General features: G+C 60.8%; 24 protein-coding genes and 1 pseudogene. 8 read left to right on the plus strand and 17 right to left on the minus strand.

Annotation, left to right across the window (positions count from 1 at the left end; translation table 11 throughout):
- Positions 1–73: 73 nt before the first annotated feature.
- A pseudogene (locus B5G06_RS08750) lies at positions 74–379 on the minus strand (sigma-70 family RNA polymerase sigma factor); the annotation flags it as partial.
- Positions 380–565: 186 nt separating this feature from the next.
- On the opposite strand from B5G06_RS08750, the gene B5G06_RS08755 reads away from it, so the two are divergent.
- The gene (locus B5G06_RS08755; protein WP_087188700.1) at positions 566–1966 is read left to right on the plus strand and encodes a PLP-dependent aminotransferase family protein; all 1401 of its coding nucleotides are present in this window, start codon (positions 566–568) and stop codon (positions 1964–1966) included.
- A gap of 42 nt (positions 1967–2008) precedes the next feature.
- Here the strand turns inward: B5G06_RS08755 and B5G06_RS08760 are convergent, their stop codons facing one another.
- Entirely contained in the window at positions 2009–2512 is a 504-nt protein-coding gene (locus tag B5G06_RS08760; RefSeq protein WP_087188701.1) for a GreA/GreB family elongation factor, read from the minus strand.
- Between the two features lies 1 nt (position 2513).
- The gene (locus B5G06_RS08765; RefSeq protein WP_087188702.1) at positions 2514–2924 is read right to left on the minus strand and encodes a DUF3783 domain-containing protein; all 411 of its coding nucleotides are present in this window, start codon (positions 2922–2924) and stop codon (positions 2514–2516) included.
- Between the two features lie 93 nt (positions 2925–3017).
- Here B5G06_RS08765 and B5G06_RS08770 point away from each other — a divergent pair, with 93 nt between their 5' ends.
- The 3 genes from B5G06_RS08770 to ppk1 are packed head-to-tail and all read left to right on the plus strand — an operon-like array spanning position 3018 to position 6322.
- A complete protein-coding gene (locus B5G06_RS08770; protein WP_087188703.1) occupies positions 3018–3242 on the plus strand; it encodes a hypothetical protein in 225 nt (74 codons plus the stop codon).
- 31 nt (positions 3243–3273) lie between these two features.
- Positions 3274–4188: a hypothetical protein gene (locus B5G06_RS08775; protein WP_087188704.1), complete on the plus strand. Its 915-nt coding sequence runs from the start codon at positions 3274–3276 to the stop codon at positions 4186–4188.
- On the plus strand, positions 4178–6322 hold the full coding sequence (gene ppk1, locus B5G06_RS08780; protein ID WP_242955420.1) for a polyphosphate kinase 1: 2145 nt from the start codon (positions 4178–4180) through the stop codon (positions 6320–6322). The genes B5G06_RS08775 and ppk1 overlap by 11 nt, the downstream gene beginning before the upstream one ends.
- Positions 6323–6383: 61 nt before the next feature.
- Here ppk1 and B5G06_RS08785 read toward each other — a convergent pair whose 3' ends face one another.
- Both B5G06_RS08785 and B5G06_RS08790 read right to left on the minus strand, forming a co-directional pair.
- Positions 6384–7088 (minus strand): DUF6320 domain-containing protein, encoded by a 705-nt coding sequence (locus B5G06_RS08785; RefSeq protein WP_087188705.1) that lies wholly within the window; start codon positions 7086–7088, stop codon positions 6384–6386.
- A 12-nt stretch (positions 7089–7100) separates the two neighbouring features.
- A complete protein-coding gene (locus tag B5G06_RS08790) occupies positions 7101–8405 on the minus strand; it encodes a hypothetical protein (RefSeq protein WP_087188706.1) in 1305 nt (434 codons plus the stop codon).
- A 166-nt stretch (positions 8406–8571) separates the two neighbouring features.
- On the opposite strand from B5G06_RS08790, the gene B5G06_RS08795 reads away from it, so the two are divergent.
- A complete protein-coding gene (locus B5G06_RS08795) occupies positions 8572–9516 on the plus strand; it encodes an alpha/beta hydrolase (protein ID WP_087188707.1) in 945 nt (314 codons plus the stop codon).
- A gap of 38 nt (positions 9517–9554) precedes the next feature.
- Here the strand turns inward: B5G06_RS08795 and B5G06_RS08800 are convergent, their stop codons facing one another.
- From B5G06_RS08800 to glgB, 12 genes are all read right to left on the minus strand, one after another.
- Positions 9555–10403: a bifunctional 5,10-methylenetetrahydrofolate dehydrogenase/5,10-methenyltetrahydrofolate cyclohydrolase gene (locus B5G06_RS08800; RefSeq protein ID WP_087188708.1), complete on the minus strand. Its 849-nt coding sequence runs from the start codon at positions 10401–10403 to the stop codon at positions 9555–9557.
- On the minus strand, positions 10403–11020 hold the full coding sequence (locus tag B5G06_RS08805; protein ID WP_087188709.1) for a cyclodeaminase/cyclohydrolase family protein: 618 nt from the start codon (positions 11018–11020) through the stop codon (positions 10403–10405). The genes B5G06_RS08800 and B5G06_RS08805 overlap by 1 nt, the downstream gene beginning before the upstream one ends.
- Positions 11021–11075: 55 nt before the next feature.
- A complete protein-coding gene (locus tag B5G06_RS08810) occupies positions 11076–12746 on the minus strand; it encodes a formate--tetrahydrofolate ligase (protein ID WP_087188710.1) in 1671 nt (556 codons plus the stop codon).
- A gap of 200 nt (positions 12747–12946) precedes the next feature.
- On the minus strand, positions 12947–13159 hold the full coding sequence (locus B5G06_RS08815; RefSeq protein WP_009259878.1) for a cold-shock protein: 213 nt from the start codon (positions 13157–13159) through the stop codon (positions 12947–12949).
- 239 nt (positions 13160–13398) lie between these two features.
- Positions 13399–14319: an ornithine carbamoyltransferase gene (gene argF, locus B5G06_RS08820; RefSeq protein WP_087188711.1), complete on the minus strand. Its 921-nt coding sequence runs from the start codon at positions 14317–14319 to the stop codon at positions 13399–13401.
- Positions 14320–14346: 27 nt separating this feature from the next.
- Positions 14347–15525: an aspartate aminotransferase family protein gene (locus B5G06_RS08825; protein WP_087188712.1), complete on the minus strand. Its 1179-nt coding sequence runs from the start codon at positions 15523–15525 to the stop codon at positions 14347–14349.
- A gap of 9 nt (positions 15526–15534) precedes the next feature.
- Positions 15535–16389 (minus strand): acetylglutamate kinase, encoded by an 855-nt coding sequence (gene argB / locus B5G06_RS08830; RefSeq protein WP_242955421.1) that lies wholly within the window; start codon positions 16387–16389, stop codon positions 15535–15537.
- Between the two features lie 26 nt (positions 16390–16415).
- Positions 16416–17678 (minus strand): bifunctional glutamate N-acetyltransferase/amino-acid acetyltransferase ArgJ, encoded by a 1263-nt coding sequence (argJ, locus tag B5G06_RS08835; RefSeq protein ID WP_087188714.1) that lies wholly within the window; start codon positions 17676–17678, stop codon positions 16416–16418.
- Between the two features lie 88 nt (positions 17679–17766).
- The gene (gene argC / locus B5G06_RS08840) at positions 17767–18708 is read right to left on the minus strand and encodes an N-acetyl-gamma-glutamyl-phosphate reductase (protein ID WP_087188715.1); all 942 of its coding nucleotides are present in this window, start codon (positions 18706–18708) and stop codon (positions 17767–17769) included.
- Complete coding sequence (gene argH / locus B5G06_RS08845; protein ID WP_087188716.1) at positions 18701–20086, minus strand: argininosuccinate lyase; 1386 nt, start codon at positions 20084–20086, stop codon at positions 18701–18703. Before argH ends, argC begins: the two co-directional genes overlap by 8 nt.
- Before the next feature lie 111 nt (positions 20087–20197).
- Positions 20198–21418 (minus strand): argininosuccinate synthase, encoded by a 1221-nt coding sequence (locus tag B5G06_RS08850; protein ID WP_087188717.1) that lies wholly within the window; start codon positions 21416–21418, stop codon positions 20198–20200.
- Positions 21419–21559: 141 nt separating this feature from the next.
- Positions 21560–23335 carry a 1,4-alpha-glucan branching protein GlgB gene (gene glgB, locus B5G06_RS08855; protein ID WP_087188718.1) on the minus strand — a complete coding sequence of 592 codons (1776 nt, stop codon included), beginning with the start codon at positions 23333–23335 and terminating at the stop codon, positions 21560–21562.
- A gap of 224 nt (positions 23336–23559) precedes the next feature.
- On the opposite strand from glgB, the gene B5G06_RS08860 reads away from it, so the two are divergent.
- From B5G06_RS08860 to B5G06_RS08870, 3 genes are read left to right on the plus strand one after another with little or no spacing between them, the layout of a single operon-like run.
- Positions 23560–24480 carry a metal ABC transporter substrate-binding protein gene (locus B5G06_RS08860; RefSeq protein WP_087188719.1) on the plus strand — a complete coding sequence of 307 codons (921 nt, stop codon included), beginning with the start codon at positions 23560–23562 and terminating at the stop codon, positions 24478–24480.
- The gene (locus tag B5G06_RS08865; RefSeq protein WP_087188720.1) at positions 24477–25247 is read left to right on the plus strand and encodes a metal ABC transporter ATP-binding protein; all 771 of its coding nucleotides are present in this window, start codon (positions 24477–24479) and stop codon (positions 25245–25247) included. Before B5G06_RS08860 ends, B5G06_RS08865 begins: the two co-directional genes overlap by 4 nt.
- Positions 25247–26095, plus strand: coding sequence for a metal ABC transporter permease (locus B5G06_RS08870; RefSeq protein ID WP_087188721.1), 849 nt, complete (start codon positions 25247–25249; stop codon positions 26093–26095). Before B5G06_RS08865 ends, B5G06_RS08870 begins: the two co-directional genes overlap by 1 nt.
- Positions 26096–26179 lie beyond the last annotated feature (84 nt).

Here is a 26179-nt window from a genome sequence, read left to right on the forward strand (position 1 = left end):
TTTCTTTATTTTACCACCAACCTACTCAAGAATCAAGATTCTGAAACCTGGAGTTTGAATTCAAGTATTTCTATTTCCCCAAAATGCCTATCATCGGCACGCCATAGGTGGAAAAACGCACGTCCAGATCGGTGTTGAAATTATCAATGGCTTTAATGAGGCCAATGCACCCTACCTGAAACAGATCGTCGGCGTTCTCACCCCGGCCGGAAAACTTCTGAATCACCGACAGCACCAGCCGCAGGTTGCCTGCGATAAGCTGTTCCCGGGCCTCCATGTCCCCCTGCTTCACCCGCCGGAGCAGTTCCATGGTCTCCTCGTTTTTCAGTACCTTCAGCTTTGCCGTGTTGACGCCGCAGATCTCAACCTTTCCCTGCATGGCCCCTGCCTCCTTCTCTGTGTCTGTGTTCAGTATGTCCCCGGCGCTCCCTTTCATACGGCGGCCCCTGCGGCAATCTTTTTTATCGTGGGACCGCTTTCGATGGACTTCGGTGCCTCTTGTACTCTGACCTTATTTCCGCTATACTGAATAAAAAGAAGGATCAGGTCAGACAGGAGGATCTCTATGCTCACGCCTATTTTGGACAGCAGTGCTTCCATGCCCTTATACGAACAGCTCTACCGCCACATTCGGGGGGAGATCGAGGCCGGGCGGTTGGCCGCCGGGGAGCGGCTGCCCTCCAAGCGGGCCCTGGCCGCCCACCTGAAAATCAGCGTGGTAACGGTGGAGGGGGCCTATAATCAGCTTCTGGCGGAGGGCTACCTTCGCTCCCAACCCAAGCGGGGCTTCTTCGTGCAGGCGGCGGAGGCGGCCCCCGCCAGAACCTCCCCCGGGCCTCTGCCTCCACCGGAGGAACCCACCCGGCCCACCTTCCGCTACAACTTCTCCACCAGCGCCGTGGACACCGCCCTGTTTCCCTTTGCCACCTGGGCCAAGCTGATGCGGGAGGTGCTGTCTCAGCAGGAGGACACCCTGCTCAACACTCCCCATCCCCAGGGGGTGCCCGAACTACGGGAGGCCATTGCCGCCCACCTCTACCGTTTCCGGGGCATCCGGGCGGACCCGGCCCAGATCGTGGTGGGCGCAGGGTCGGAGGTACTCACCAGCCTGCTGGTCCAGCTGCTGGGCCGGGAGGGACGCTACGGGGTGGAGAACCCCGGCTACACCAAGACCCACCGCATTCTGGGCAGCTGCGGGGCCCAGGTGGAACCCATCCCCCTGGACGACCAGGGCCTGGTGGTGGAGGAGCTGGACCGGCACAAGGTACAGGTGGTCCACGTCACCCCCTCCCACCACTTTCCTCTGGGCATCATCATGCCGGTGACCCGGCGTCAAGCCCTGCTGCGCTGGGCCGCCCAGCAGCCGGGGCGCTATATCCTGGAGGACGACTACGACAGTGAGTTCCGCTTCTCCGGCCGGCCCATTCCGGCCCTGCAAAGCCTGGACAACGGGGAGCGGGTCATCTACCTCAATACCTTTGCCAAGAGTCTGGCCCCCTCCCTGCGCATCAGCTACATGGTGCTCCCCCCCCATCTGCTGGAGCGGTGGCGGCGGGAGTTCTGGTTCTACTCCTCCACTGTTCCCTCCTTTGAGCAGTACGCCCTGGCCCGGTTCATGGACCGGGGCCACTTTGAGCGCCACCTGAACCGCACCCGCACCCGGTACAAGGCCCGGCGGGAGGCCCTGCTGGCCGCCGCCCGGGACACCGGTCTGACCCAGGTGGGTTCCTTTGACGGAGGCGACGCCGGCCTCCACCTGCTGCTGTGGATGGACCGGCGGTGGAATGAACAGGAGCTGGCCGCCCGGGCGGCGGAGGTGGGTGTTGGAGTGTCTCCCCTGTCCATCTGCGACCTGACTCCGCCCCCCATAGACCGGCCGCCAGCCCTCATCATGGGCTATACCCGGGTGGCTGCTGAGGACATGGCCCCTGCCCTGTCCCTGCTGAAATCCGCTTGGGGCTTTTGAACAAAAAAGGACGCATTGCCTGTGCAATGCGTCCTTTTTTCCTTAAAATCCGGTGAGTGGAGCGGAACCGTCGTCCTCTCCCTTCTCAATGGCCAATACCTTAGCATCATAGCCGTAGTTGTCGTTGACCTGGATGTGGAAAGTCTCCCCCACCTTGCGGCCCAGCAGGGCCTTGCCCATGGGCGACTCCTTGCTGATGAGCCCGTGGAGGGCGTCCTGCCGCATGGTGGTGACGATCTGGTAGGTCTCGGTGTCCCCCTCGTCCTCCAGAAACACGGTCACCTTATCATAGAGTCCCACCCCGTCGGTCACCGGCTCGTCCGGCAGCACCTTGGCGGTGCGGATCATATTCTCCAGGTAGCGGATGCGGCCCTCGTTCCGGTTTTTCTCCTGCTTGGCGGCCTTGTACTCAAAGTTCTCGCTGAGGTCACCGAAGGCCCGGGCCTCCTTCACCGCCTCCAGCAGCTGGGGGCGCAGCTGGATACGGCGGTAATCCAGCTCCTCCCGCATCATCTGAATGTCCTTTTTGGTCAGTTCGTTGTGCACGTCAGTTCCCCTCTTCCCCAGATGTCTGCCCAGCGTGGGCCCCCTGGCCCTGGGCAATGGCCTGCCTTTCCTTGACCAGCTCACCGTGGAGGGCCACCGAGTTCCAGGTCCGGTTGGTGGGGGTCAGCACTGCCTTGAGATAGACCGCCGGGATCTTGTTCCGCCGGAAGCCCTGGAGGAACCGATCCAGCAGGGGGCCAGTGCAGTTGACCAGCACCAGCATCTCGTCCCCAAAGGTCTCTCCGGTCCAGGGCGTCTCCGGCGCGGCGCCGTCCACCAGATCGCCCAGAGGCAGGCCATACTCCTCCGGCGTCACAAGCCGGGTCCGCAGACCCAGAGGCAGGCACATCCGTCGGATCTTAGCCCCCTTGGGAGTATCCAAATTATAAAGCAGAATGAGAGGCATATTCATACGCTTCTTCCCCTTTCGTTCTTCTCATTGTACCCACATCCACCGCCGCCGTCAACCCGCATCTCCCGCCGCCATACATTGGAGAGAAGGGAGATGAGGCCTGTGTACACACCGCCTTCCGGAGAAACCCTGCTTGCTGCCGCCGCGCTGGCCGCCGCCCGGCTGGCTCACAATTGCTCCGCCGAGGAACTTGCCGTTCTGTCCGCCTTTTTCTGTACCCTGGGGGACGGCCTGGCTCTGGTGGCCGCCCGCCGGACCATGGACGACGCTTGTAAATCTTCTGTAAATCCCATTGATAATGGGGAGGAAATCGCGTAAACTAGACATCTAAAGAGAGGTGTATCATCACATGAAATGCGGGATCGTGGATGTGGGTTCCAACACCATCCGCCTGTCTATCTATCATTGGGAGGGGCAGACGTTTAAGCTCCTCATGAATAAAAAGGAAATGGCCGGTCTGGCCGGCTATATCAAAAACGGCCTGCTTTCCGACAGCGGCATCCTGGTGGCCTGCCGGGTGCTGGCGGGCTTCAAGGCTCTGCTGCGCAATTTCGACATTGCCGACCTCTATGTATTCGGCACCGCCTCCCTGCGCAACATCGTCAACACCGAGGAGGCCCTGGAGACCATTGAGGCGGTGACCGGGATCAAGGTAGAGGTGTTGTCGGGGGCTGACGAGGCCGCCTTTTCTTTCCTGGGGGCCACCGTGGGCGGCGGCGCGCCGGGCTCCGGTATGCTGGCCGATGTGGGCGGCGGCTCCACCGAGCTGGTGGCCTACCGGGACGGGGCCATCACCTCAGGCTGCTCCCTGCCCATGGGCTCCCTGTCCCTCTTCACCAAACACGTCTCCGGCCTTTTCCCCACCAAGGAGGAGCGAAAGGCCATCCGCTCCGACGTGAGGGAGGAGCTGGAAAAGGCCAAAACCGCCGGTCTGCGGTGCAGTCACCTGACCGGCGTGGGCGGCACCTTTCGGGCCGCCGCCAAGCTGTGCAACGACCTGTCCGGCGCCGATCCGGACAACCGGATCATCCCCGCCGGGGAGATCCATGCCCTGTACAAGGGGCTGAAAAAGGGCGATCAGGATACCCTGCGGCAGATCCTGCGCTCGGTACCCGACCGGGTCCACACCATTCTGCCCGGTTTGGCCATCCTCACCGCCATTCTGGACGCCTATGAGGTATCCACCGTATCGGTCAGCGCCTGCGGCGTCCGGGAGGGCTATCTGCTCCGCCGCGTGATGGAGGGAACAAGCCATGATGCATAAAGAGATCGACACACGCTATACCCAGGAGCGGGAACTGTCCTGGCTGCGTTTCAACGAGCGGGTGCTGGAGGAAGCCAAGGACGAGAGCGTCCCTCTCTTCGAACGGCTGAAATTTGCCGCTATTTTCACCAGCAACCTGGACGAGTTCTTCATGATCCGGGTTGGGTCCATCTACGACATGACCCTGTCCAAGCAGACCCATGTGGACAGCAAGAGCGGCCTCACCCCCACTGAACAGCTTCAGGCTATCTTCAAGGCGGTACCCGGCCTGTACAAGCAGAAGGACAAGATCATCTCCCAGCTGGAGAAGCGGCTGCGGACCTGCAACATCTGCAACCTGACCCCCGGGGAGCTGGACGGCAAGGAGCGCAAGCAGGTGGAGCGGTGGTTCCGGGACTATGTGCAGCCCATCCTGTCCCCCATGGTGGTGGACAGCCACCACCCCTTCCCTCACCTGCCCTCCAACAGCCTGACCATCGCCCTCACCCTGCGGCTGGGCAACACCCGCTGCTTCGGTCTGGTGCCCATTCCCAAGGCCCTTCCTCCCTACTTCCAGCTGGAGGAACAGGGCCTGCGTTACCTGCTCACCGAGCAGGTGGTCCTTCACTTTGCCGATCAGCTCTTTGAGACCTATCAGGTGGAGGAGAAGTGCGTTATTTCGGTCACCCGCAACGCCGACATCAGCCCCGAGGACGAGGACTACGATGTGGGCGAGGACTTCCGGGCCCATATGCAGAAGGTGCTGAAGAAGCGGGCCCGACTGGCCCCCGTACGGCTGGAGATCCAGGGGGAGGCCTCCGCTGAACTGCAGCAGTTCCTCTGCCAGCGGCTCAATCTGACCGCCGAGCAGGTGTTCCGGTCCAAAAGCCCCCTCATTATGGGCTATGTCTACTCCCTGGAAGGCAAGCTGCCCGAGGAGAGCGCCGCCGCCCTGTGTTATCCTCCCTATACCCCCCAGTGGCCCGCCGGTCTGGTCAAGGGCGAGAAGCTGATCCCCCAGATCTTACGGCGGGATATGCTGCTCTTCTATCCCTTCCACTCCATGGAGCCCTTCCTCCAGCTGGTGCGGGAGGCCGCCAACGATCCGGCGGTGCTGTCCATCAAGATCACCATCTACCGGCTGGCCTCCACCGCCAAGCTGGTGGAATATCTGGCGGCGGCGGCGGAAAACGGCAAGGACGTGACCGTGCTCATGGAGCTGCGGGCCCGGTTCGACGAGCAGAACAACATTGCCTGGGCCCAGCGGCTGGAGGAGGCGGGCTGTACCATCCTCTACGGCTTTGAGCACTACAAGGTCCACTCCAAGATCTGCCTCATCACCCGCCGGGACAAGGGCCGCATCCAGTACATCACCCAGATCGGCACCGGCAACTACAACGAAAAGACGGCCAAGCTTTATACCGACTTCTGCCTTATGACCGCCAGCCCCGCCATCGGCGGTGACGGCGCGGCGTTCTTTCAGAATATGGCCACCTCCAACCTCCACGGTGAGTATCACCAGCTGCTGGTGGCCCCCCACAGTTTGAAAAACCGCATTCTGGCCCTGATGGATCGGGAAATCGAAAAGGCTCGCCAGGGCCAGCCCGCCCGTATTTTCTTCAAAGTCAACTCGGTCACCGACCGGGAGCTCATCGACAAACTGGCCGAGGCCAGCCAGGCCGGCGTACCCGTGACCCTCAACGTGCGGGGCATCTGCTGCCTGCGGCCCGGCGTACCCGGCCTCACCGACCGCATCCGGGTCTTTTCCATCGTGGGCCGCTATCTGGAACACCCCCGGATCTACGCCTTCGGCGTAGGAGAGGGTACCCGCCTCTACATCGGCTCCGCCGACCTGATGACCCGCAACACCGAGCGCCGGGTGGAGATCGCCTGCCCGGTAGTAGACCCGGACGTGCGCCGTCAGATCCGGCAGTATGTGGAGCTGTTCTGCTCCGATAACGTGAAGGCCCGCAACATGGGTCCCGACGGCAGCTACACGCCGGTGCCCCGCCAGGCGGGCGCCCCCGCTGTCAACGCCCAGGCGGCGCTGATGGAGCAAGCTGTGCGGGAGGCCCGGGCCGTTGCCAATGCCCCGGCTCCCCAGGAGAAGCGAGGGGGATTTTTCCACCGTCTCTTCCACCGGGAGTCCCGCTGAATAGCCTGATTTTTACGCAAGAAAGGCCGCCCTGCCGGGCGGCCTTTCTTGCTATTTGAATTCAGGTATGGAACCGGCGGCGTACCTCTTCCCGGACAGCGGGAATACGCCGGATAATCACCAGGGGGATCACAGTACACACACAGATAGTAAGTACTACCAACGACCAGGAGGGGTCCCACCGGCCAGTAAGCCAGCGGTCGATGAAAAATTCCACACCCAGGAGAAATACCCCCAGGCTGCCGATAAGAATGGCGACAGTACTGATGACCGAGCGGTGGTACACCCGCAGCATCAGGGAGAGCAGCAGCCATACTGCGCCTCCCCACAGGATAATGGGCACCGCCAGCCCCAGATACCAGTCCCGGCCATTCAGGTCCACCGACATCAGGTAGACATACAGGGCCACCGCCGCCACATTGATGACGCTGCGGACCAGCAGAGGCAGTCGTCTGAAGAGGAGGGGCAGCACGATCCACAGCCACAGCATGATGGTGGCCCCAATCACATAGAGAGACCAGGCCCGCCCCGGTTTCAGAAACAGGTTGAGCAGACCGCATCCCACCGCCACACAGGCCAGCATAGCGGTAATGGCCGCCGCCACCGCCCCCTTAGGGATGGGCGGCACCTCTCCCCGCTCAGTGGGAAAGGGCTTGGGAGATGTGGTGTCGGGCGGACGGCCCGGGTCCATCACCTTCGTCTGGCACAGCGGGCAGAACGTGGCAGTGGCGTCCAGTTCCACTCCACAATGAACACAATAGGACATGGTGCTTCCTCCTTATTGGGTACGGTTGCTCTCCACCTTGACATGGATGCCGTCCCGCACCAAAAAGCGGAAAAATTCCCGCTCCGTATCCGTCTCCCTCTGGGTCCCGGCAAAGGTGATCTCCATGATATCGCCGTAGCTGATGGAGGCACAGTGGACCCGGGGCATGGTGGCCTGGCCCAGGATGACCTCCATCCGGCGGATGTGGGGCCGCATCTCCTCCGGCACTTGGAAGGGGCCGGGATTGGTATAGGTACCGGAATAGGGCCGCACTCCTGCCATCCAGTACCCGAAAGCAATACCCGGCTTCTTCAGGGCAATAGGTATGATCTGAATGAATTTGTTCCTGGCAAACTTCACATTGCCCGCCAGCTCTGCCTGCATCTGCTGCCGGTTGATGTTCAGCCGCAGATAGTGATGGACCTGGCTGACAATCTCCTCAAAGGTATACTCCCCCAGGCTGGGATCGATACAGGGCCGGACCGTGAGGATGAAATTACGCAGGCTCTCGGTGGGAAACCAGGGCCGCAGGTTGATGGGGATGGCCAGGGCCACCGGCAATTCCTTTTTGGGCCCCTCCCGGTGCTGCTTGTCCACCAGAACCTTCAGCAGCACCGCCGTCAGATATTCCGTAATGGATGCCCCGTGCTCCTTGGCCTTCTCCTTCAGCTGCCGCACCGAGCAGAAGCCCATGGTCACGTTGAGGGTATAGAAGGGCTCCGGCGTACCGGTGTTGGCATAGGCCTTTTTCAGCGTGGTAAAGCTTCTGGCCTTTACGGTAGCGTACCGGGCGTAGGCGTCCTCCAGCTCCTCCGGCCTGGGGGGCTGATCCACATCCAGCACCCCGCAGGTATTGGGAATCTGGTAGCCCAGCTCCCGGAGATAGACCGCCAGCAAGGTCCGCAGCAGGGTCATAGCGCCTCCTCCGTCGCTGATGGCGTGGAAGACTTCCAGGGAAATACGCCGCTCATAGTAGAAAAAGCGCACCAGCCATCCGTCCCCCTGATCAAAGCGTATAGGTTGGCACGGATTGGAGATATCCTTCTGTACAAAGGGGCCGGGAGCGTCGTTGAACTCCGAGTAGTACCAGAAGATCCCTGGCTTGATCCGCACCCGGAAGCCGGGGAAGCGGGGCATGGTCTTGTCCACCGCCCGCTGAAGGGCCTCCGGGTCCACCGGCTGGTCCATCACGGCGGAAAAGCGATAAACAGCGGAATACCGTTCCTTTTGGATGGCGGAGTAGACCACCGCCGCATTGTCCAGCCGGTACCACTCTTTGTGCTTCTTTTCTCCGCGTTCAGACTGAGCTGCCGCCATGGCTCACCCCCCTTTCCTGAAAAAAGGATACCACATTCCTCTGTCGCTCACAAGGGAAAGTGAATCTCTCCACAAAAAAGAGGCCCCGCCCGCCTCTTTTCTTTCATTCTCCCCTGTGGTATAATTCAGTTTATCAAATTACCATGAAATAAGGAGAGACGGCATTATGAGCCACCACAGCAAGCGTCAGGAGCTGGCCGGACAGCGGGCAGAAAAGCAGCGTCTGGCCCCTTTCATGCGCGCACTGAAGGCGATCCACAGCGCCGCCACCCCCGAGGTCATGAACGTGGAAGATCTGGCCCGCCAGCGGAAAAGCCAGGAGCTGCTGGGCCGACTGGTGGCTCCTATGGGCGGCATGAGCTGGGAACCCTTTTCCCTGGGCGAGATGAACTGTGCCTGGATCAGGCCTCACCGGAGCTATGACCGCAGGAAGGCCATTCTCTATTGCCACGGCGGCGGCTATACCAGTGGCACCCTGGGCTACTCCCGCATCCTAGGCTCCAAGCTGTCCCTGGTCACAGGATTGCAGGTGATGAGCTTTGAGTACCGCCTGGCCCCTGAACACCCCTATCCCGCTGCTGTGGAGGACGCCCTCCAGGCCTGGGACCACCTGATGTATCTGGGCTACGGCGCCCGGGACATCATTGTGGCGGGCGATTCTGCAGGGGGCAACCTGGCACTGGTGCTTACCCACAAGCTGAAAGAGGCGGGCCGTTTGCTTCCCCGGGCACTTCTCCTCTTCTCTCCCTGGACCGACATGACGGCCAGCGGCAAGTCCTATCAGGAGCGGGCTGACATTGACCCCGTGCTCACCCTCAACTATATCTACGCCACCCGGGACGCCTATGCCCGGGGAGAGGACCTGACCGGCCCCTGTCTGTCCCCTCTGTTTGCCGATCTTACCGGATTTCCCCCTACCCTGATCCAGGCTGGCACCAACGAGCTGCTGCTCTCCGACTCGGTGCGTCTGCGCAACCGGATGCTCAAGGCCTCCGTGCCCTGCAAGCTGGAAGTGTGGGACAAGATGTGGCACGTCTTTCAGACCTTCCCTATGAAGAAGGCCAACGAGGCCATGGAACACGCCGCCAGTTTCTTAATGGGCGGACTATAATGAAAAACAGGCGCTGCCGCTGGCAGCGCCTGTTTCTGTTATCTGGCTTGTTCCGCAGCCTGGAGCACATGGGCCGCCAGCACCGAGGTGGTCACGGCCCCCACGCCGCCGGGCACCGGCGTCACTGCGCCTACAATCTCGTCGGCAGCAGCAAAATCCACGTCGCCCACCAAATTGCCATTCTCATCCACATTGATGCCCACGTCCAGCACCAGCTGTCCGGGGGCCAGGTGGTCCCGGCCTATCATATTGGCCCGTCCGGCGGCGGCGATGAGCACCTCCGCCCGACGGCACTCGGCGGCCAGGCCGGCGGTACGGGTATGGCAGAGGGTGACGGTGGCGTTTTTCCCCAGCAGCAGCATAGACAGAGGCTTGCCCACCACCAGGCTTCGGCCCACCACCACCGCCCGCTTACCGGTGAGGTCACAGCCATAGTAGTCCAAAATCTCCATGCAGGCCTGGGCGGTACAGGGCGGATAGCCCGCGCCGCTGCCGGTGAACACCGCCGCCAGCGAACCGGCGGTAATACCGTCCACGTCCTTGGCCGGGTCCAGGGCAGCACAGATGGCCGCCTCATCAATCTGCGGCGGCAAGGGACGGAACAGCAGGCAGCCGTGGATCTCCCGGTCCGCGTTGATCTGCTCAATGACCGCCAGCAGGTCCCCGTGGCTGGATTCCTCTGGCAAGGTAAACTGCCTGACACGGATGCCCACTTTTTCGCACCGCTTCAGGGCTCCTCGCTCGTAGGACAGGTCCTCAGGGCGCTCCCCTACCCGCACGATGGCCAGGGTGGGAACGATGCCCTGGACCTTCAGCTGGTTGGCCTTGACGATCAGCCGCTCTGTCAGAGCCCGGGCCACAGGGGCCCCCTTCCAATGTTCCGCCATCAGGCAAACCTCCCCAGAACTGCTTCATAAACGCGCTCTGCGATCTTCCAATACCGCTCCACCAGACTGTCCACTTCTTCATTCATAGCCTGCGCATAGGCCCGGTCAGCCATACTCTTGGTGTTGACCTTCACGTTGAGGGCAGCGCCGTACAGAGCACTCCAGCAGAAAACCACCCCGGTGCCTACATCGGAGAGCATCATCACACTCCCCTTCTCCAGCATCTCACTGTGAAGGTCAATGGCCTCACAGCTCAGGCGCAGGATCTCCATGGGTGTGGCCGCAGCATTCCGGAGGCATTCTTCCATCACCTGCTCCCGGTCGGGGGCATCCTTGGGAATGGCGTAGGCCTTGGACAGGGGCTCGAAGGCCGCAGCGTCAGCGTCCACCAGAGCCAGCAGGCGAGCCCGCAGGTCCTCCGCTTTGGCCATCAGGGCCTTCACGTCCTCCTCCACCTCGGCATACTTCTTCTTGCCTACGGTGTAGTTGCCCACCATGGTACACAGGGCCGCTCCCAGAGCGCCCACCAGGGCGGAGGCGCCGCCGCCGCCAGGAACAGGCGCTTTGGAGGCAAGGGCGTCCAGAAAATCGCCGCAGGTCTGGTTGGCGGTATTCATCGCAATCAACTCCTCATTACAGCGGGCGGGTGTTACCACCCGCCCGCGTTTTCTTTTAGAACAAGCCGGAGATCTTGCCGTTCTCATCCACGTCCACCTTCTCGGCGGCGGGGACCTTGGGCAGACCAGGCATGGTCATGATGTCGCCGGTGAGGGCCACCAGGAAGCCGGCGCCGGCAGACACCTTGATGTTGCGCACCGTAACGGTAAAGCCCTCGGGGGCGCCCAGCAGATTCTGGTCGTCAGAGAAGGAATACTGGGTCTTGGCCATGCAGATGGGTAGGCCGCCGAAGCCCAGGGCGGTAAGCTCCGCCGCTTGCTTCTTAGCCGCGGGGGTGAGGGCCACGCCGTCGCCGTGGTACACCTTCTTCACGATATCGGCCAGCTTGGCCTCAATGGGCTGATCCAGCTCATAGGCGAAGGAGAAGTGGTTGGGCTCTTCGCACAGGCGGATGACCTCCTGGGCCAGAGCGATGCCGCCCTCGCCGCCCTTGGCCCACACCTCGCTGAGGGCCACGTTGACACCCAGCTTCTTACACTTGTCCTCCACCAGCTTGAGCTCGGCCTCGGTGTCGGTAGGGAACCGGTTGATGGCCACCACGCAGGGCAGACCGTACACGGTGGTAATGTTCTCCACATGGCGCAGCAGGTTGGGCAGCCCCTTCTCCAGCGCCTCCAGGTTTTCGTTGTTGAGATCGGCCTTGGCCACACCGCCGTGATGCTTCAGGGCCCGGACAGTGGCCACCACCACTACGGCAGAGGGCTTCAGCCCGGCCAGACGGCACTTGATGTCCAGGAACTTCTCCGCGCCTAGGTCGGCGCCGAAGCCGGCCTCGGTGATGGCGTAATCTCCCATCTTGAGGGCCACCCGGGTGGCCATGACGGAGTTGCAGCCGTGGGCGATGTTGGCAAAGGGACCGCCGTGGATGAAGGCGGGAGTCCCCTCCAGAGTCTGGACCAGGTTGGGCTTGATGGCGTCCTTCAGCAGGGCGGCCATAGCGCCCTCGGCCTTCAGGTCGTGGGCGGTGATGGGAGCGCCGGAGCGGGAATAGCCCACCACCATGCGGCCCAGTCGGGCCTTCAGGTCGCCCAGCCCGGTGGCCAGGCAGAGCACCGCCATGATCTCAGAGGCCACGGTGATATCGAAGCCGTCCTCACGGGGCACACCCTGCATCCGGCCGCCCAGACCGCACACGATGTTGCGCAGCTGGCGGTCGTTCATATCCACGCACCGCTTCCAGGTAATGCGTTTGACATCGATGTCCAGCTCATTGCCCTGCTGGATGTGGTTGTCCAGCATAGCGGCCAGCAGGTTGTTGGCCGCGCCGATGGCATGGAAATCGCCGGTAAAGTGGAGGTTGATATCCTCCATGGGCACCACCTGGGCATAACCGCCGCCGGCAGCGCCGCCCTTGACGCCAAACACGGGACCCAGGGAGGGCTCCCGCAGGGCCACCACGGTGTTCTTGCCCAGCCGCCGCATACCGTCGGCCAGACCCACAGTGGTGGTGGTTTTGCCCTCGCCCGCGGGGGTGGGGTTGATAGCGGTGACCAGCACCAGCTTGCCGTCGGGCCTGCCTTCCCGATCAGACAGCAGCTTCAGGTCGATCTTGGCCTTGTACTTGCCGTAGTACTCCAGGTACTCCTCGTCCACCCCGGCCAGGGCGGCGATGTCCCGGATGTGCTTCATTTCACAGGCCTGAGCGATCTCGATATCCGTTTTCATGGACCTTCACTCCTTCATCCTTCCGCTTAGCAACGAAAACGCGCCGGCTCAGCCATCCTTGGCAAACCGGCGTTTCAGTTCATTTCCGCTGTTTCATCTTATAAAATGTACCATTCTTTCCCCGGCTTGTCAACGGAAATGAAAAAAAGCAGACCGACAGGTTTTGTCGGTCTGCTTTGTGTGGCTTTATATCCTTACGATCAAGCGGCCACCACGTTGACAGCGCGCAGCTTGTCAGCGTTCTTGGGATCGGGCTCCACGTCGTAGGTCACCTTCTGACCCTCCTGAAGGGTCTTGAAGCCGTCGCACACGATGGCGGAGAAGTGCACGAACACGTCGTCGCCGCCCTCGTCGTTGGAGATGAAGCCGAAGCCCTTGGTCTCGTTGAACCACTTGACAGTACCGTGATACATAATAATGGTACCTCCTGCAAAAAATTTCGCGCTAAATGACAAGAAAACTCACATTTTCGGACATCGTCTGAAGAAGCGACGATGACTACAAAAATGTGAGTTCAGGCCGTACATTTAGACTACCAGAATACTATAACACCGAACTGGGTCCCCGTCAAGAAAAATCCATACCGTTTGGTGCGGAATGGCCCTGCCGTGGCGAAACAACACCACGGCAGGGCCGTCAACAGCAATTTGAATCAGTTTTCCGGGTTCATCAGCAGGTACATGACCGCCTTCTGGGCGTGGAGACGGTTCTCCGCCTCGTCAAAGATCTCACCGGCGTGGGCCTCAAAGACCTCAGCGGTGATCTCCTCGCCACGGTGGGCGGGCAGGCAGTGCTGCACCATGCAGCCGGGGTTGGCCACTGCCATCAGCTCGTCATTGATCTGGTAGATACCCTCAAAGACAGCCCGGCGCTTCTGGGCCTCGCCCTCCTGGCCCATGGATGCCCACACGTCGGTGAACAGGGCGTCGGCTCCGGCAGCCGCCTCCTTGGGGTCCCGGCACAGGGTGAACTTGCCGCCGCAGTTCTGGGCAAACTCCAGCACCTGGGGATCGGGATCATAGCCCTCGGGGCAGGCCACGGACACCTCCATACCCACCTTCAGGCCGCCCACAATGAGGGAGTTGGCCATGTTGTTGCCGTCGCCGATGTAGCACAGCTTCAGGCCTTCCAGCCGGGACTTGTGCTCACGGATGGTCATCAGGTCGGCCAGCACCTGGCAGGGGTGGGCGAAGTCGGTGAGGCCGTTGATCACGGGGATAGAGGAATACTTGGCCAGAGTCTCCACCTCGGCCTGGCCGAAGGTGCGGATCATGATGCCGTCGCAGTAGCGGCTGAGCACCCGGGCGGTGTCCTCGATGGGCTCGCCCCGGCCAATCTGGCTCTCCTTGCCGGAGAGGAAGAGGGCGTGGCCGCCCAGCTGGAACATACCGGCCTCAAAGGAGACACGGGTACGGGTGGAGTTCTTCTCAAAGATCATGGCCAGGGTCTTGCCCTCCAGATAGTGGTGGGTCAGGCCATGCTTCTGGTTGTATTTCATCTGGTCGGCAGTATCCAGAATCTTCACGATATCGGCCTTGGTCAGGTCCAGCAGCTTGAGCAGGTCTTTTTTCATTGTATTCACCTCATTGTTTCGGTTTGCTTACAGCAGGGTCTCCTTCATAATGGCGAGGCCCTTGTCAATCTCCGCCATGGAGATGGTCAGCGGGGGCAGCAGCCGCAGTGCGGAGCCGGCGGTGAGCACCAGCAGGCCGTTCCGGATCAGCCGGGCGGCCAGCACCTTGTTGCTCTCCTCCCCCTTCACCTCCACGCCAATCATCATGCCCAGGCCACGGGTCTCTCCCAGGCTGGACAGGCCCATATGCTCGATGCGGGTGCGGATATAGTGGCCCTTCTCCTTCACCTGGGCCAGAGCGTCCTCGTCCAGGGTATCCAGCACCACCTGAGCGGCGGCGGCGCAGATGGGGTTGCCGCCGAAAGTGGAGGCGTGGGTGCCGGGGCCCAGCACATCCCGGCAGCGCTCGTTGGCCAGGAAGCCGCCCATAGGCAGGCCGCCGGCGATACCCTTGGCGAAGGACACCGCATCGGGAATGATGCCGTACTGCTGGAAGGCAAACAGGGTGCCGGTGCGGCCCACACCGGTCTGCACCTCGTCCACCAGCAGCAGCCAGTCCCGCTCGGCGCACAGCACAGCCAGGTCGTGGACGTACTCCGGGTCCATGGGGAGCACGCCGCCTTCGCCCTGTACCAGCTCCAGCATGACGGCGCACACGTCGTGGCCCGCTACCTCCTGGAGGGAATCCATATCACCCGCCAGGGCATACCGGAAGCCGTCGTTGAAGGGGAAGAAATACTGGTGGAATACATCCTGGCCGGTGGCGGTCAGGGTGGTGATGGTACGGCCGTGGAAGGAGTTCTTCAGGGTGATGATGGTGCCCCGTCCCTTGCCGTACTTGTCAAAAGAATATTTCCGGGCCAGCTTGATCATGCCCTCGTTGGCCTCGGCGCCCGAGTTGCCGAAGAAAGCGGCCGCCATGCCGGAACGCTCACACAGCTGCTGGGCCAGCTTGGCGTAGGGCTGGGAGTAAAACAGATTGGAGATATGACCCAGCTTCATGGCCTGGTTGGTGATGGCCTCCACCCACTTGGGATTGGCGTAACCAATGGAGTTGACGCCGATACCGGAGGAGAAGTCGATGTACTCCTTCCCCGCCAGGTCGTACAGGGTAGCCCCCTGGCCGTGGTCGATATCCACGTCAAACCGGCCGTAGGTCTGCATCATATACTGGTGGTCCAGTTCCACCAATTCTTTATGGTCCATACTATCACCTCACATCAGCATGGTGCCGATGCCCTCATCGGACAGCAGCTCAATGAGGATGGAGTGGGGGATGCGGCCATCCAAAATGACAGCGTTCTCCACGCCGGAGCGCACCGCCTCCACGCAGCACTCCACCTTGGGGATCATGCCGCCTTTGATGACGCCGTCCTGCACCAGGCCGGGCACTTGGGACAGCCGCACCACCGGCAGCAGCGTATTCTCGTTCTTCGGGTCCATCATCAGGCCCCGCACATCGGTGAGCAGGATCAGCTTCTCCGCCTTCAGGGCGGTGGCCAGCTTAGCGGCGGCGGTGTCGGCGTTGATGTTATAGGAGTTCTCGCCGTCAATGCCCTGAGCCACGGTGGACACCACCGGGATATAGCCGTCCTTCAGGGCGTCCTCCACCATCTGGGGCTCCACGGCAGTAATCTCACCCACCAGGCCGTATTTCTCGTCCAGCTTTTTGGCCTGGAACATCCCGGCGTCCATGCCGCACAGGCCCACAGCCTTGCCGCCCATCCGGTTCAGGGTGGCCACCAGGTTCTTGTTCACCTTGCCGCACAGCACCTGCTGGACCACTTCCATGGTCTCCTCATCAGTGTAGCGCAGTCCGTCCACAAACTTAGACTCTTTGCCGATCTTGTTCAGCATCTCGGTGATCTCCGGACCGCCGCCGTGGACTACCACCACTCGGATGCCCACCAGGTGGAGCAGGATGATGTCGGAAATGACGGCCTGGCGCAGCTCGTCGGAAATCATGGCGTTGCCGCCGTATTTCACCACCACGGTCTTGCCGTAGTATTTCTGAATGTAGGGCAGGGCCTCGGCCAGTACCTTGGCCCGGTCCACCTCGCTGAATGACATGGGAATCGCCTCCATATTGCCTTTGATCAGGTGCGATAGTCGCCGTTGATCTTAACGTAGTCGTAGGTCAGATCACAGCCCCAGCAGGTGGCCTCATGCTCGCCTTCGTGGAGGTCCACATGGATGACCACCTCGTCCTGAGACAGGATGCTCTTGGCATTCTCCTCGTCGAAGTCCACCCCGGCACCCTTCTCACACACCAGGATCTCCCCCACGGCAGAGGAGAACTTCACATCCACAAACTCAGGACGGAAGGGGGCCTTGGAGTAGCCCATGGCGCACAGCACACGGCCCCAGTTGGCGTCGGAGCCGAACATGGCGGCCTTCACCAGGGAGGAGCCCACCACCGCCTTGGCCAGACGCTCAGCGCTCTCCTCGCTACGGGCATTGGCCACGGTGCAGGTGATCAGCTTGCTGGCGCCCTCGCCGTCGGCGGCGATGTTGCGGGCCAGCTGTTCAAACACATAGTAGAGGGTCTTGTAGAAGACGGTATAATTGTCGTCCTTCCACTCCACCAGCTCGTTGCCCGCCATGCCGTTGGCCAGCACCACGCACATATCGTTGGTGGAGGTGTCCCCGTCCACCGTCACCCGGTTGAAGGTACGGGGGACGATCTCGTGAAGGGCGTCAGTGAGCATCTCATGGGTGATGGCGCAGTCGGTGGTAACAAAGCACAGCATGGTGCCCATGTTGGGGTGGATCATGCCGGAGCCCTTGGCAATGGCGCCGATGGTCACGGTCTTGCCGCCCACGGAACAGGTGACAGACAGCTCCTTCTTCACGGTATCGGTGGTCATAATGGCGTTGGCCGCGGCGTCGGAGCCGTCCTTGGACAGGGCGGCGGCGGCGGCGGGCAGCCCCTTGGCAATGGCGTCGATGTTCAGCTCCTGACCGATGACGCCGGTGGAAGCCACCACAAAGTCGGAGGCCTTCAGGCCGGCGGCCTGGGCGGCCAGCTGGCACATGGTCTCGGCGTGCTCGTGGCTGTTAGGGGCGCAGGCGTTGGCGTTGCCGGAGTTAGCCACGATAGCCTGGGCCTCGCCGTTCTCCAGGTGGTCCATGGTGACATAGAGGGGAGCGGCCTTCACCCGGTTCATGGTGTACACGGCAGCCGCCACACAGGGCTGCTCAGACACGATGAGGGCCAGGTCCTTCTTGCCCTCCAGCACCTCAGGCATCTTGCTCATGGGGGGCTGATTGCCGTCCCCCTTGCCCTTCTTCACGCCGCAGTGGACACCGGACGCGGTAAAACCCTTGGGGGCGGTCACGCCGCCGGGGATCTGTTTCATATCGTTCACTCCTCAAATTGGAATCGCGGGCCGATGTGGGCATCGGCCCCTACAGGAGGGCGAGGGCTTGCCCCCGCCGTTGCGTTTCTCACAGCGCCAGGCCGGCTGTCATATCGAAGCCCAACATCAGGTTCATGTTCTGCACTGCCGCGCCCGAAGCGCCCTTGCCCAGGTTGTCGAACCGTGCTGTAACGATGGACTGTCCCTCGTGGCCGCTGACGGTGAGCTCCAGCTTGTCGGTGCCCGCCAGGGTATTGGCCGCCAGATAGGCCGGTTCCTCAGAATAGGGGGCCACCGTCACCAGTGGCTGGCCGGCATAGTAGGCCATCAGGATCAGACTCAGTTCCTTGGCGGTGGGCTGGCCCACCAGATAGCGGTTGTGGAGGAAGATGGTAGTGGCCATGCCCTTGTAGTAGTCGTCCACCACAGGGGTAAATACCGGCGGGGTATCCAGGCCGGAAATTTTCTGCATTTCGGGCAGATGTTTGTGCCGAAGGGTGGTTCCATACACTCTCGGGCTGTAAAGCTCTTCTCCTTTCTCCCCCTCCTCATACTGGGCGATCATCTTCTTGCCGCCGCCGGAGTATCCGGTGAGGGAAAAGCAGGTCATAGGGTAGTCCTTGGGCAGGATACGCATGGAGACCAGTGGAGCTGCCGAAGCCAGGAAGCCGGTGGCATGGCAACCCGGATTGGCCACGAATCGGGCATTTCCGATGATTTCCTTCGGATTTTTGTACAATTCCGGGAAACCATATACCCAGCCGGGAGCTGTGCGGTGAGCGGTGGATGCATCGATAACCCGGGTGCGGGAGTTCTCAATGAGACCCACCGACTCCACCGCCGCGGCGTCAGGCAGGCAGAGGAAAACCAGGTCTGCCTCATTGATCAGGCGCTTTCTTTCTGTCAAGTCTTTCCGCTTGTCAGTATCGATCACCAGCAGTTCGATGTCATCCCGGTCTGCCAGCCGCTGATGGATCTGGAGACCGGTGGTACCTTCCTGGCCGTCGATAAATACCTTAGGCTTACTCATGGGTTCTCTCCTCCACAAAGGCCTTGATGTTGGCGATCTGCTGCTCCACGGCCTCCTTACCAGGGCCGCCGTAAACCTTACGTCCGTTGACGCAGGTCTTGAGCTCCAGGGCCTGGTACACATCGGCGTCAAACAGGTTGGAGATGGAACGGAAGTCCTTCAGAGGCAGGGTATCCAAAGTCTCGCCTGCCTTGATACACAGGTTGACCAGCCGGCCCACGATCATGTAAGCCTCCCGGAAGGGCATTCCCTTCTTGGTCAGGTAGTCGGCGCAGTCGGTGGCGTTGATGAAGCCGCCGGAGGCCGCATTTCTCATGTTCTTGGGCAGGACGGTGAGGGTGTCCAGCATGGCGGTAAAGACAGGCAGGCACATCTCCACGGTGTCGATGGCGTCGAACACCGGCTCCTTATCCTCCTGCATATCCTTGTTGTAGGCCAGGGGCAGGCCTTTCATAACAGTGAGCAGGGTGATGAGGGAGCCATACACCCGACCAGTCTTGCCCCGGACCAGCTCGGCCACGTCGGGGTTTTTCTTCTGGGGCATGATGGAGGAGCCGGTGGAATAGGCGTCGTCCAGCTCCACATACTTGAACTCCCAGGAGCACCACAGGATGATCTCCTCGGAGAACCGGGACAGGTGCATCATCATAATGGAGCAGGCGGACAGGAACTCAATGGCAAAGTCACGGTCGGACACCGAGTCCATGGAGTTGTCGGTGGGCTTCTGGAAGCCCAGGGCGGCGGCAGTCTGGAACCGGTCCACCGGATAGGTGGAGGTGGCCAGGGCACCGGCACCCAGGGGGCACTCGTCCATCCGCTCCAGGCAATCCTCCAACCGGGTCACGTCCCGGCGGAGCATATTGGCGTAGGCCATCATGTAGTGGGCAAAGGTGGTGGGCTGAGCCCGCTGCATATGGGTATAGCCCGGCATGACGGTCTCCAGATTGGCCTCTGCTTTCTTGATGAGCACCTTCTCCAGGTCCAGCACCATGTCGATGATCTTGGGGATCTCCTGCTTGACATACAGCCGGAAATCCACCGCCACCTGGTCGTTACGGGACCGGCCGGTGTGCAGCCGCTTACCGGTATCCCCGATGCGCTGGGTGAGCATGGTCTCAATGTTCATGTGGATGTCCTCGTTCTCCAGCGAGAACTCCACCTGCCCGGCGTCGATGTCCGCCAGGATGACCTTCAGACCCTCGATGATCTTTTCCGCCTCATGCTCCTCAATGATGCCCTGCTTGCCCAGCATGGTGGCATGGGCAATGGATCCGGCGATATCCTCTTTGTACATCCGGGCGTCAAAGGTGATGGAAGAGTTAAAGTCGTTGACCAGTGTATCGGTCTCTTTCTGGAACCGTCCAGCCCAAAGTTTCATGGTAAGTTAACCACCTTTTTACTAAGTTAGGAGTGTGAAGATAGGAGATAGGAGATAAGAGTTTTATAGACCGGCGGTCTATCTCCTATCTCCTATCTTCCATCTGCTATCTTACTTGTTCAGCTTGCCCTGATCCCGGAGCGCCAGCACGGTATCCGGCAGGCCCCACAGGTTGATGAAGCCGGTGGCGTCGTTCTGGTTGTAGTCGCTCTCCTGGAAGGTAACGATGTCCTCAGAGTAGAGGGTCTCGGGAGAGGTAACGCCGGAGGTGATGATGTTGCCCTTGTACAGCTTCAGCTTCACCTGGCCGGTAACGTGCTTCTGGGTCTCGGTAGCAAAGGCGGACAGGGCCTCCCGCAGGGGGGTGAACCACTTGCCGTTGTATACCAGGTCGGCAAAGTCCACTGCCAGCTTGCTCTTCATGTGGGCGGTGTCCTTGTCGATGGTGATCATCTCCAGCACCTCGTGGGCCCGGTACAGGATGGCGCCGCCGGGGGTTTCGTACACGCCGCGGTCCTTCATGCCGGTCATCCGGTTCTCCACGATGTCCAGCAGGCCGATGCCGTTCTCGCCGCCCAGCTTGTTCAGCTTGCGGATGATGTCGGAGGCCTTCATCTTCTCGCCGTCCACGGCCACAGGCCAGCCCTTCTCAAAGTCGATGGTCACATAGGTGGGGGCGTCGGGGGCCTTCACGGGGGACACGCCCATCTCCAGGAAGCCGGGCTTGTCGTACTGAGGCTCGCTGGCGGGATCCTCCAGATCCAGGCCCTCGTGGGACAGGTGCCACAGGTTCTTATCCTTGGAGTAGCTGGTCTCCCGGCTGATCTTCAGAGGCACGTTGTGGGCCTCGGCGTAGTCGATCTCCTCGTTCCGGCTCTTGATGTCCCACTCACGCCAGGGGGCGATGATCTTCATCTCAGGAGCGAAGCGCTTGATGGCCAGCTCGAAGCGGATCTGGTCGTTGCCCTTGCCGGTGCAGCCGTGGGCGATGGCGTCGGCCCCTTCCTTCTTGGCAATGTCCACCAGGCCCTTGGCGATGACGGGCCGGGCAAAGGCGGTGCCCAACAGATAGTCCTCGTACTTGGCGCCCATCTGCATGGAGGGGATGATGACGTCGTCCACCATCTCGTCCACCAGGTCCATCACGTACAGCTTGGAAGCGCCGGTCTTGATGGCCTTCTCCTCCAGGCCCTCCAGCTCGTCGTTCTGGCCCACGTCGCCGGCCACGGCGATGATCTCGGGATTACCGTAGTTCTCCTTCAGCCAGGGGATGATGATGGATGTATCCAGACCGCCGGAATAGGCGAGTACCACTTTTTTAATGTCAGCCATGGTAAAAACCTCCGTTTGTTTATGTTGGACACAGTGTACCACAGCCTAAATAAAATTGCAAGTGTTATATCGCATAAATATGCGTATTTTTCCCTTGCTCCTTGGGTATTATTTTGGGTATTGTGTATAATATTCATTTATTTATGAATATTTGTATGATTCCATGCAATATAGCTGCCCAGAATAGGGCGGCAGGCATACCGTCAGCACACCGCCGGCCGGCTTGGGCCGCTCCCCCGCCGGCGTGGACCCGCCGAAACGCTGCCAGTCGGTGTGAAGGAGCAATTTTGCGCCTGCCGTGGCGGGCAGCCGGTATTGCCGGGCCTGAGCGCCGAAGTTGAAGAGGGCAACTAGCCGCTCCCCACCCCCCTGCCGCTGGATGGCAAAGACACAGGATTCCTCCCCACTCCCGTCCAGCCAGGCAAAGCCCTCAGGCCGATAGTCCCACCGGGACAGAGCGGGGTAGTCCAGATAGATGTGGTTTAGTTCGGCCATGTAGTGGTAGAAGGCGTCGTGAATGGGAAAGTTCCGCAGCAGCCAGTCCTGCTCCCGCTTTTCGTCCCACTCCCGGAAATGGCCGATCTCGTTGCCCATGAAGTTAAGCTTCTTTCCCGGATGAACCATCATATAAAGGTATAGCGCCCTGGCCTGGGGGAACTTGCCGTCATAATCACCATACATCTTCTGCAAAATGGTGGCCTTGCCGTGGACCACCTCGTCGTGGGACAGGGGGAGCAGGTAGCGCTCCTGGGGAAAATAGTGCATGGAAAAAGTAAGCTGGTGGCGCCGGGCAGGCCGTTGATCGGGCGGCGTCTGGAAATAGGACAAGGTGTCATGCATCCACCCCATGTCCCACTTGTAGTCGAAGCCCAGTCCCTCCTGCTCCGCCGGAGCGGTGACCTTGGGGAAGTTGGTGGAGTCCTCCGCCGCCAGAATGCAGCCGGGACACAGGCGCTTCAGCCCCTGGTTCATGGTACGCAGGAAGGCTACGCCGTCCCCGTTCACTCCACGGGCCTCATCCCCCTGCCAGTATAGAATCCGGCTGATGGCGTCCATCCGCAGGCCGTCAAAGTGGAACTCCTCCAGCCAGTACCGGGCGCAGGACTGGAGGAAGGAGCGCACCTCCCCCCGGGAGTGCATGAAATTGTGGCTCCCCCACTCACTGACCTCCACATCCCGGTGGGGGTACTCATAGAGGGCGGTACCATCGTACTTGGCCAGGCCGTAGTCGTCCACCGCGAAATGGGCGGGTACAAAGTCCAAAATGACCCCGATCCCGGCCTGGTGGAGCCGGTCAATGAGCATCATCAGCTCCCTTGCGGTGCCGTACCGGCTGGTGGGGGCGTAAAAGGCGGTGATCTGGTAGCCCCAGCTCTCATCGCAGGGATGCTCGCTGATAGGAAGGAACTCCACATAGTTATAGCCGCACTCCTTCACATAGTCGATGAGAGGCTGGGCCAATTCGTCATAGCGGTACCAGCTCCCGTCCGGTCTCCGCCGCCAGGAGCCCAGGTGAAGCTCGTAGATATTCAGCGGATCCTCCCGACGGTCGGTCCGTCCCGCCATCCACTTCTCATCCTGGAAGGTATACGTCCCCAGATCCCGCACCACCGAGCAATGGTCCGGCCGCAGCTCCATGCCGTAACCGTAGGGGTCACAGTGGTCGGTATAGCCCCCATCCCGGCGGTAGATGCGGTACTGATAACAGTCCCCCGGCTGGACGCCCTCCGCCCGCACCTCATAAAAATTGCCGTCGTGGATTCGCTCCATGGGCAGCTCCCGGCCTCCATGAAGGAGCACCACCCCCGCAGCGGAGGGTGCAAAGGTGCGGAACACCCACTCCTCTCCCGACCGATGGGCCCCCAGATAGCGGTATGCGTCAAAGCACTGTCCGGTATAAAACGCGTAATAATCCATCCTGTGGACTCCTTTTCCTTTGGATGTACTCCGACAAGTTCCTCAAAAACCGCCGGTGCCTGTTACTTCCATCATATCACACCCGTCATTAACTTAACAGAGTAATTTTAACGTCGTTATGTTTATTTTTTGAAATCGTCCATAAAGATTTTATTTTACACCGGCAGAAAAAAGCGATATAATAAGATGTTATGATAAAACTACTCAACTGTAAGGGGAACCACATGAAAAAACTGCTTGCGCCCCTGTGCGCTTTTGGCCTGCTGCTCTCCGCCTGCGGACAGCCCGCCGCCTCCCAGCCCCAGGATGAAAACATCCTCCATATCGTGGCCACCACCTACCCGGTCTACCTCTTCACCACCGCAGTGACGGAGGGCGCGGAGGGTGTAGAAGTGAGCCTGCTGGTAAACCAGCAGACCTCCTGCCTCCACGACTACACCCTCACCGTGGCCGACATGAAGGCCATTGAGGGGGCCGACGTCATCGTCATGAACGGCGCAGGACTGGAGGACTTCATGAACGACGCCCTGTCCACCTCCTCTGCTCAGGTCATCGACTGCTCAGAGGGGATGGATCTGCTGCCTGCCCAGGGCCATGAGGGCCATGACCACGACGCCGAATACGATCCCCATATCTGGATGGACGCCACCTATGCCAGTCTCATGTTGAGTCAGATCTCCCAGTCTCTGACCGAGCTGGACAGCGCCAATGGCGACCTTTACACTCAGAACGAGAGCGCCGCCCAGACCGCGCTGACGGAGGCGGACCTCAGCTGGCGGGAGGCGCTGGCGCCCTACAAGGGCCGCTCCATTGTCACCTTCCACGACGGCTTCCAATACTTTGCCAACGCCATGGGCCTGACCATCTTTAAGGCCATTGAAGAAGAGGAAGGTTCTACCGCCTCCGCCCAGGAGCTGGCTGAGATCGTGGACGCCATCAAGCTTGCCCAGAAATACGACCTGGGGACCATGCCTATCTTTACCGAGGTCAATGGTTCTACCGCCTCCGCCGACACCATCGCCCGGGAGGTGGGCTGTCAGGTCTATCAGCTGGATATGATCATGAGCGGCAAAGGCACGGGCATCCAGCCCTATTTGGATGCCATGCAGAAGAACATTGATACCATTGTGGAGGCGTTTGGATGAGCGTACACAAACACGGAACTTCCGGCCCCGGCTGTGCCGGCTCCTGCTGCCTGAAGGTGGCCGACCTGGGGGTCAACTTTGGCAATGAAGAGGTCCTCCACGACGTATCTTTCCACCTCCACTGCGGAGAGATCGTGGCCCTCATCGGCCCTAACGGAGCAGGTAAGAGTTCCCTGTTCCGCACCATTCTGGGCCAAGTCCCCCACACCGGAGTCATTGAGTTTCAGCGGGCGGGAGGCGACAAGACCCGGCCCCTTATCGGCTATGTGCCCCAGTCCCCCAGCTTCGACCGTGGGGACCCGGTAAGCGTATTTGATTTCTTCTCCGCCGCCATCTCCAAGTGGCCGGTATTCCTGCCCTCCCCCAAAAAGCTGCGGGAGCGGGTATCCCAGTGTCTGGCACGGGTCCACGGCGAAGGGCTGCTGGACCGGCGGATGGGCGCCCTGTCCGGCGGCGAGCTTCAGCGGGTGCTGCTGGCTCTGGCGCTGGAACCCCTGCCCCATATCCTGATCCTGGACGAGCCACTCTCCGGTGTGGACGTGGACGGCGAGAAGCAGCTGCTGGATATGCTGGATGAGATCCGCACCCGGTTTGACCTGTCCATTCTGTTGTCCACCCACGACTTTGCCACCCTGGACCAGTACGCCGACAAGGTAATTCTGCTGAAAAGCCAGGTGCTCAAAGTGGGACCGCCCGACGAGGTTCTGTCCTCTCCCGAATTTCAAGAGGTCTTTCATCTGGCGCTGGGGAAAGGGGGCCGCAGCTGATGGAACTGTGGTATTCCCTGGTGGAGCTGCTCCCCTTCGAGTGGGCAGCCCCCGGCACTATGTACTTCATGAAAAATGCCCTGCTGGCGGTGCTGGTGATCTCTCCCCTGTTCGGCCTGCTGTCCACCATGGTGGTCACCAACCGAATGAGCTTCTTCTCTGACGCTCTGGGCCACTCCGCCTTTACCGGCATTGCCATCGGCACTCTGTGCGGTATGGCCGACCCCATGTGGGCCGCCATTCTGCTGGCCGCCGCCTTTGCCCTGCTCTTTACCTACGTTCAGCGCAAGTCCAACATGGCCAGCGATACGGTGATTGGTGTGTTCTCCTCCACCGCCGTGGCTCTCGGCATCTTTATCGCCACCTTTGACAGCGGCAGCTTTACTAAGTTCAACAGTCTGCTCATTGGTGATATCCTCAGTGTGGAACCGGGAAAGATTGCCCTGCTGGCGGTCATCCTTCTGGTCGTGGTAGTGCTGTGGCTGTGCTCCTTCAACGGACTGATGCTCTCCTCCATCCACCCCACCCTGGCTGACAGCCGGGGCGTCAAGGTGTTCTGGCAGGAGGCCATCTTCTCCATGGCCATTGCCGTGGTGGTCACCGTGTCCATGACCTGGGTGGGCCTGCTGGTCATCAACTCTCTGCTGGTCCTGCCTGCCGCCGCTGCCCGCAATCTGGCCCGCAATATGCGCCAGTTCCATCTGATCTCCATTCTGGCTGCGGTGGTGGCCGGGATCGCCGGACTCATGACCTCCTATGAGCTCAGCTCCTCCGCAGGCGCCTCCATCACTCTGTACCTGGCCCTGTGGTTTGCCATCACCTTCCTGCTGCGGAAAAAGCGGATGTAACCGTTTTCGGCTCCGGAGAGATCCCCCTCTCCGGAGCTTTTGACCAAATCCAGCCCCAAACTTGATTAAAGCTTTACCTCCCTC

Source organism: Flavonifractor sp. An52, from assembly GCF_002159385.1.
GTDB lineage: Bacteria > Bacillota > Clostridia > Oscillospirales > Oscillospiraceae > Flavonifractor > Flavonifractor avicola.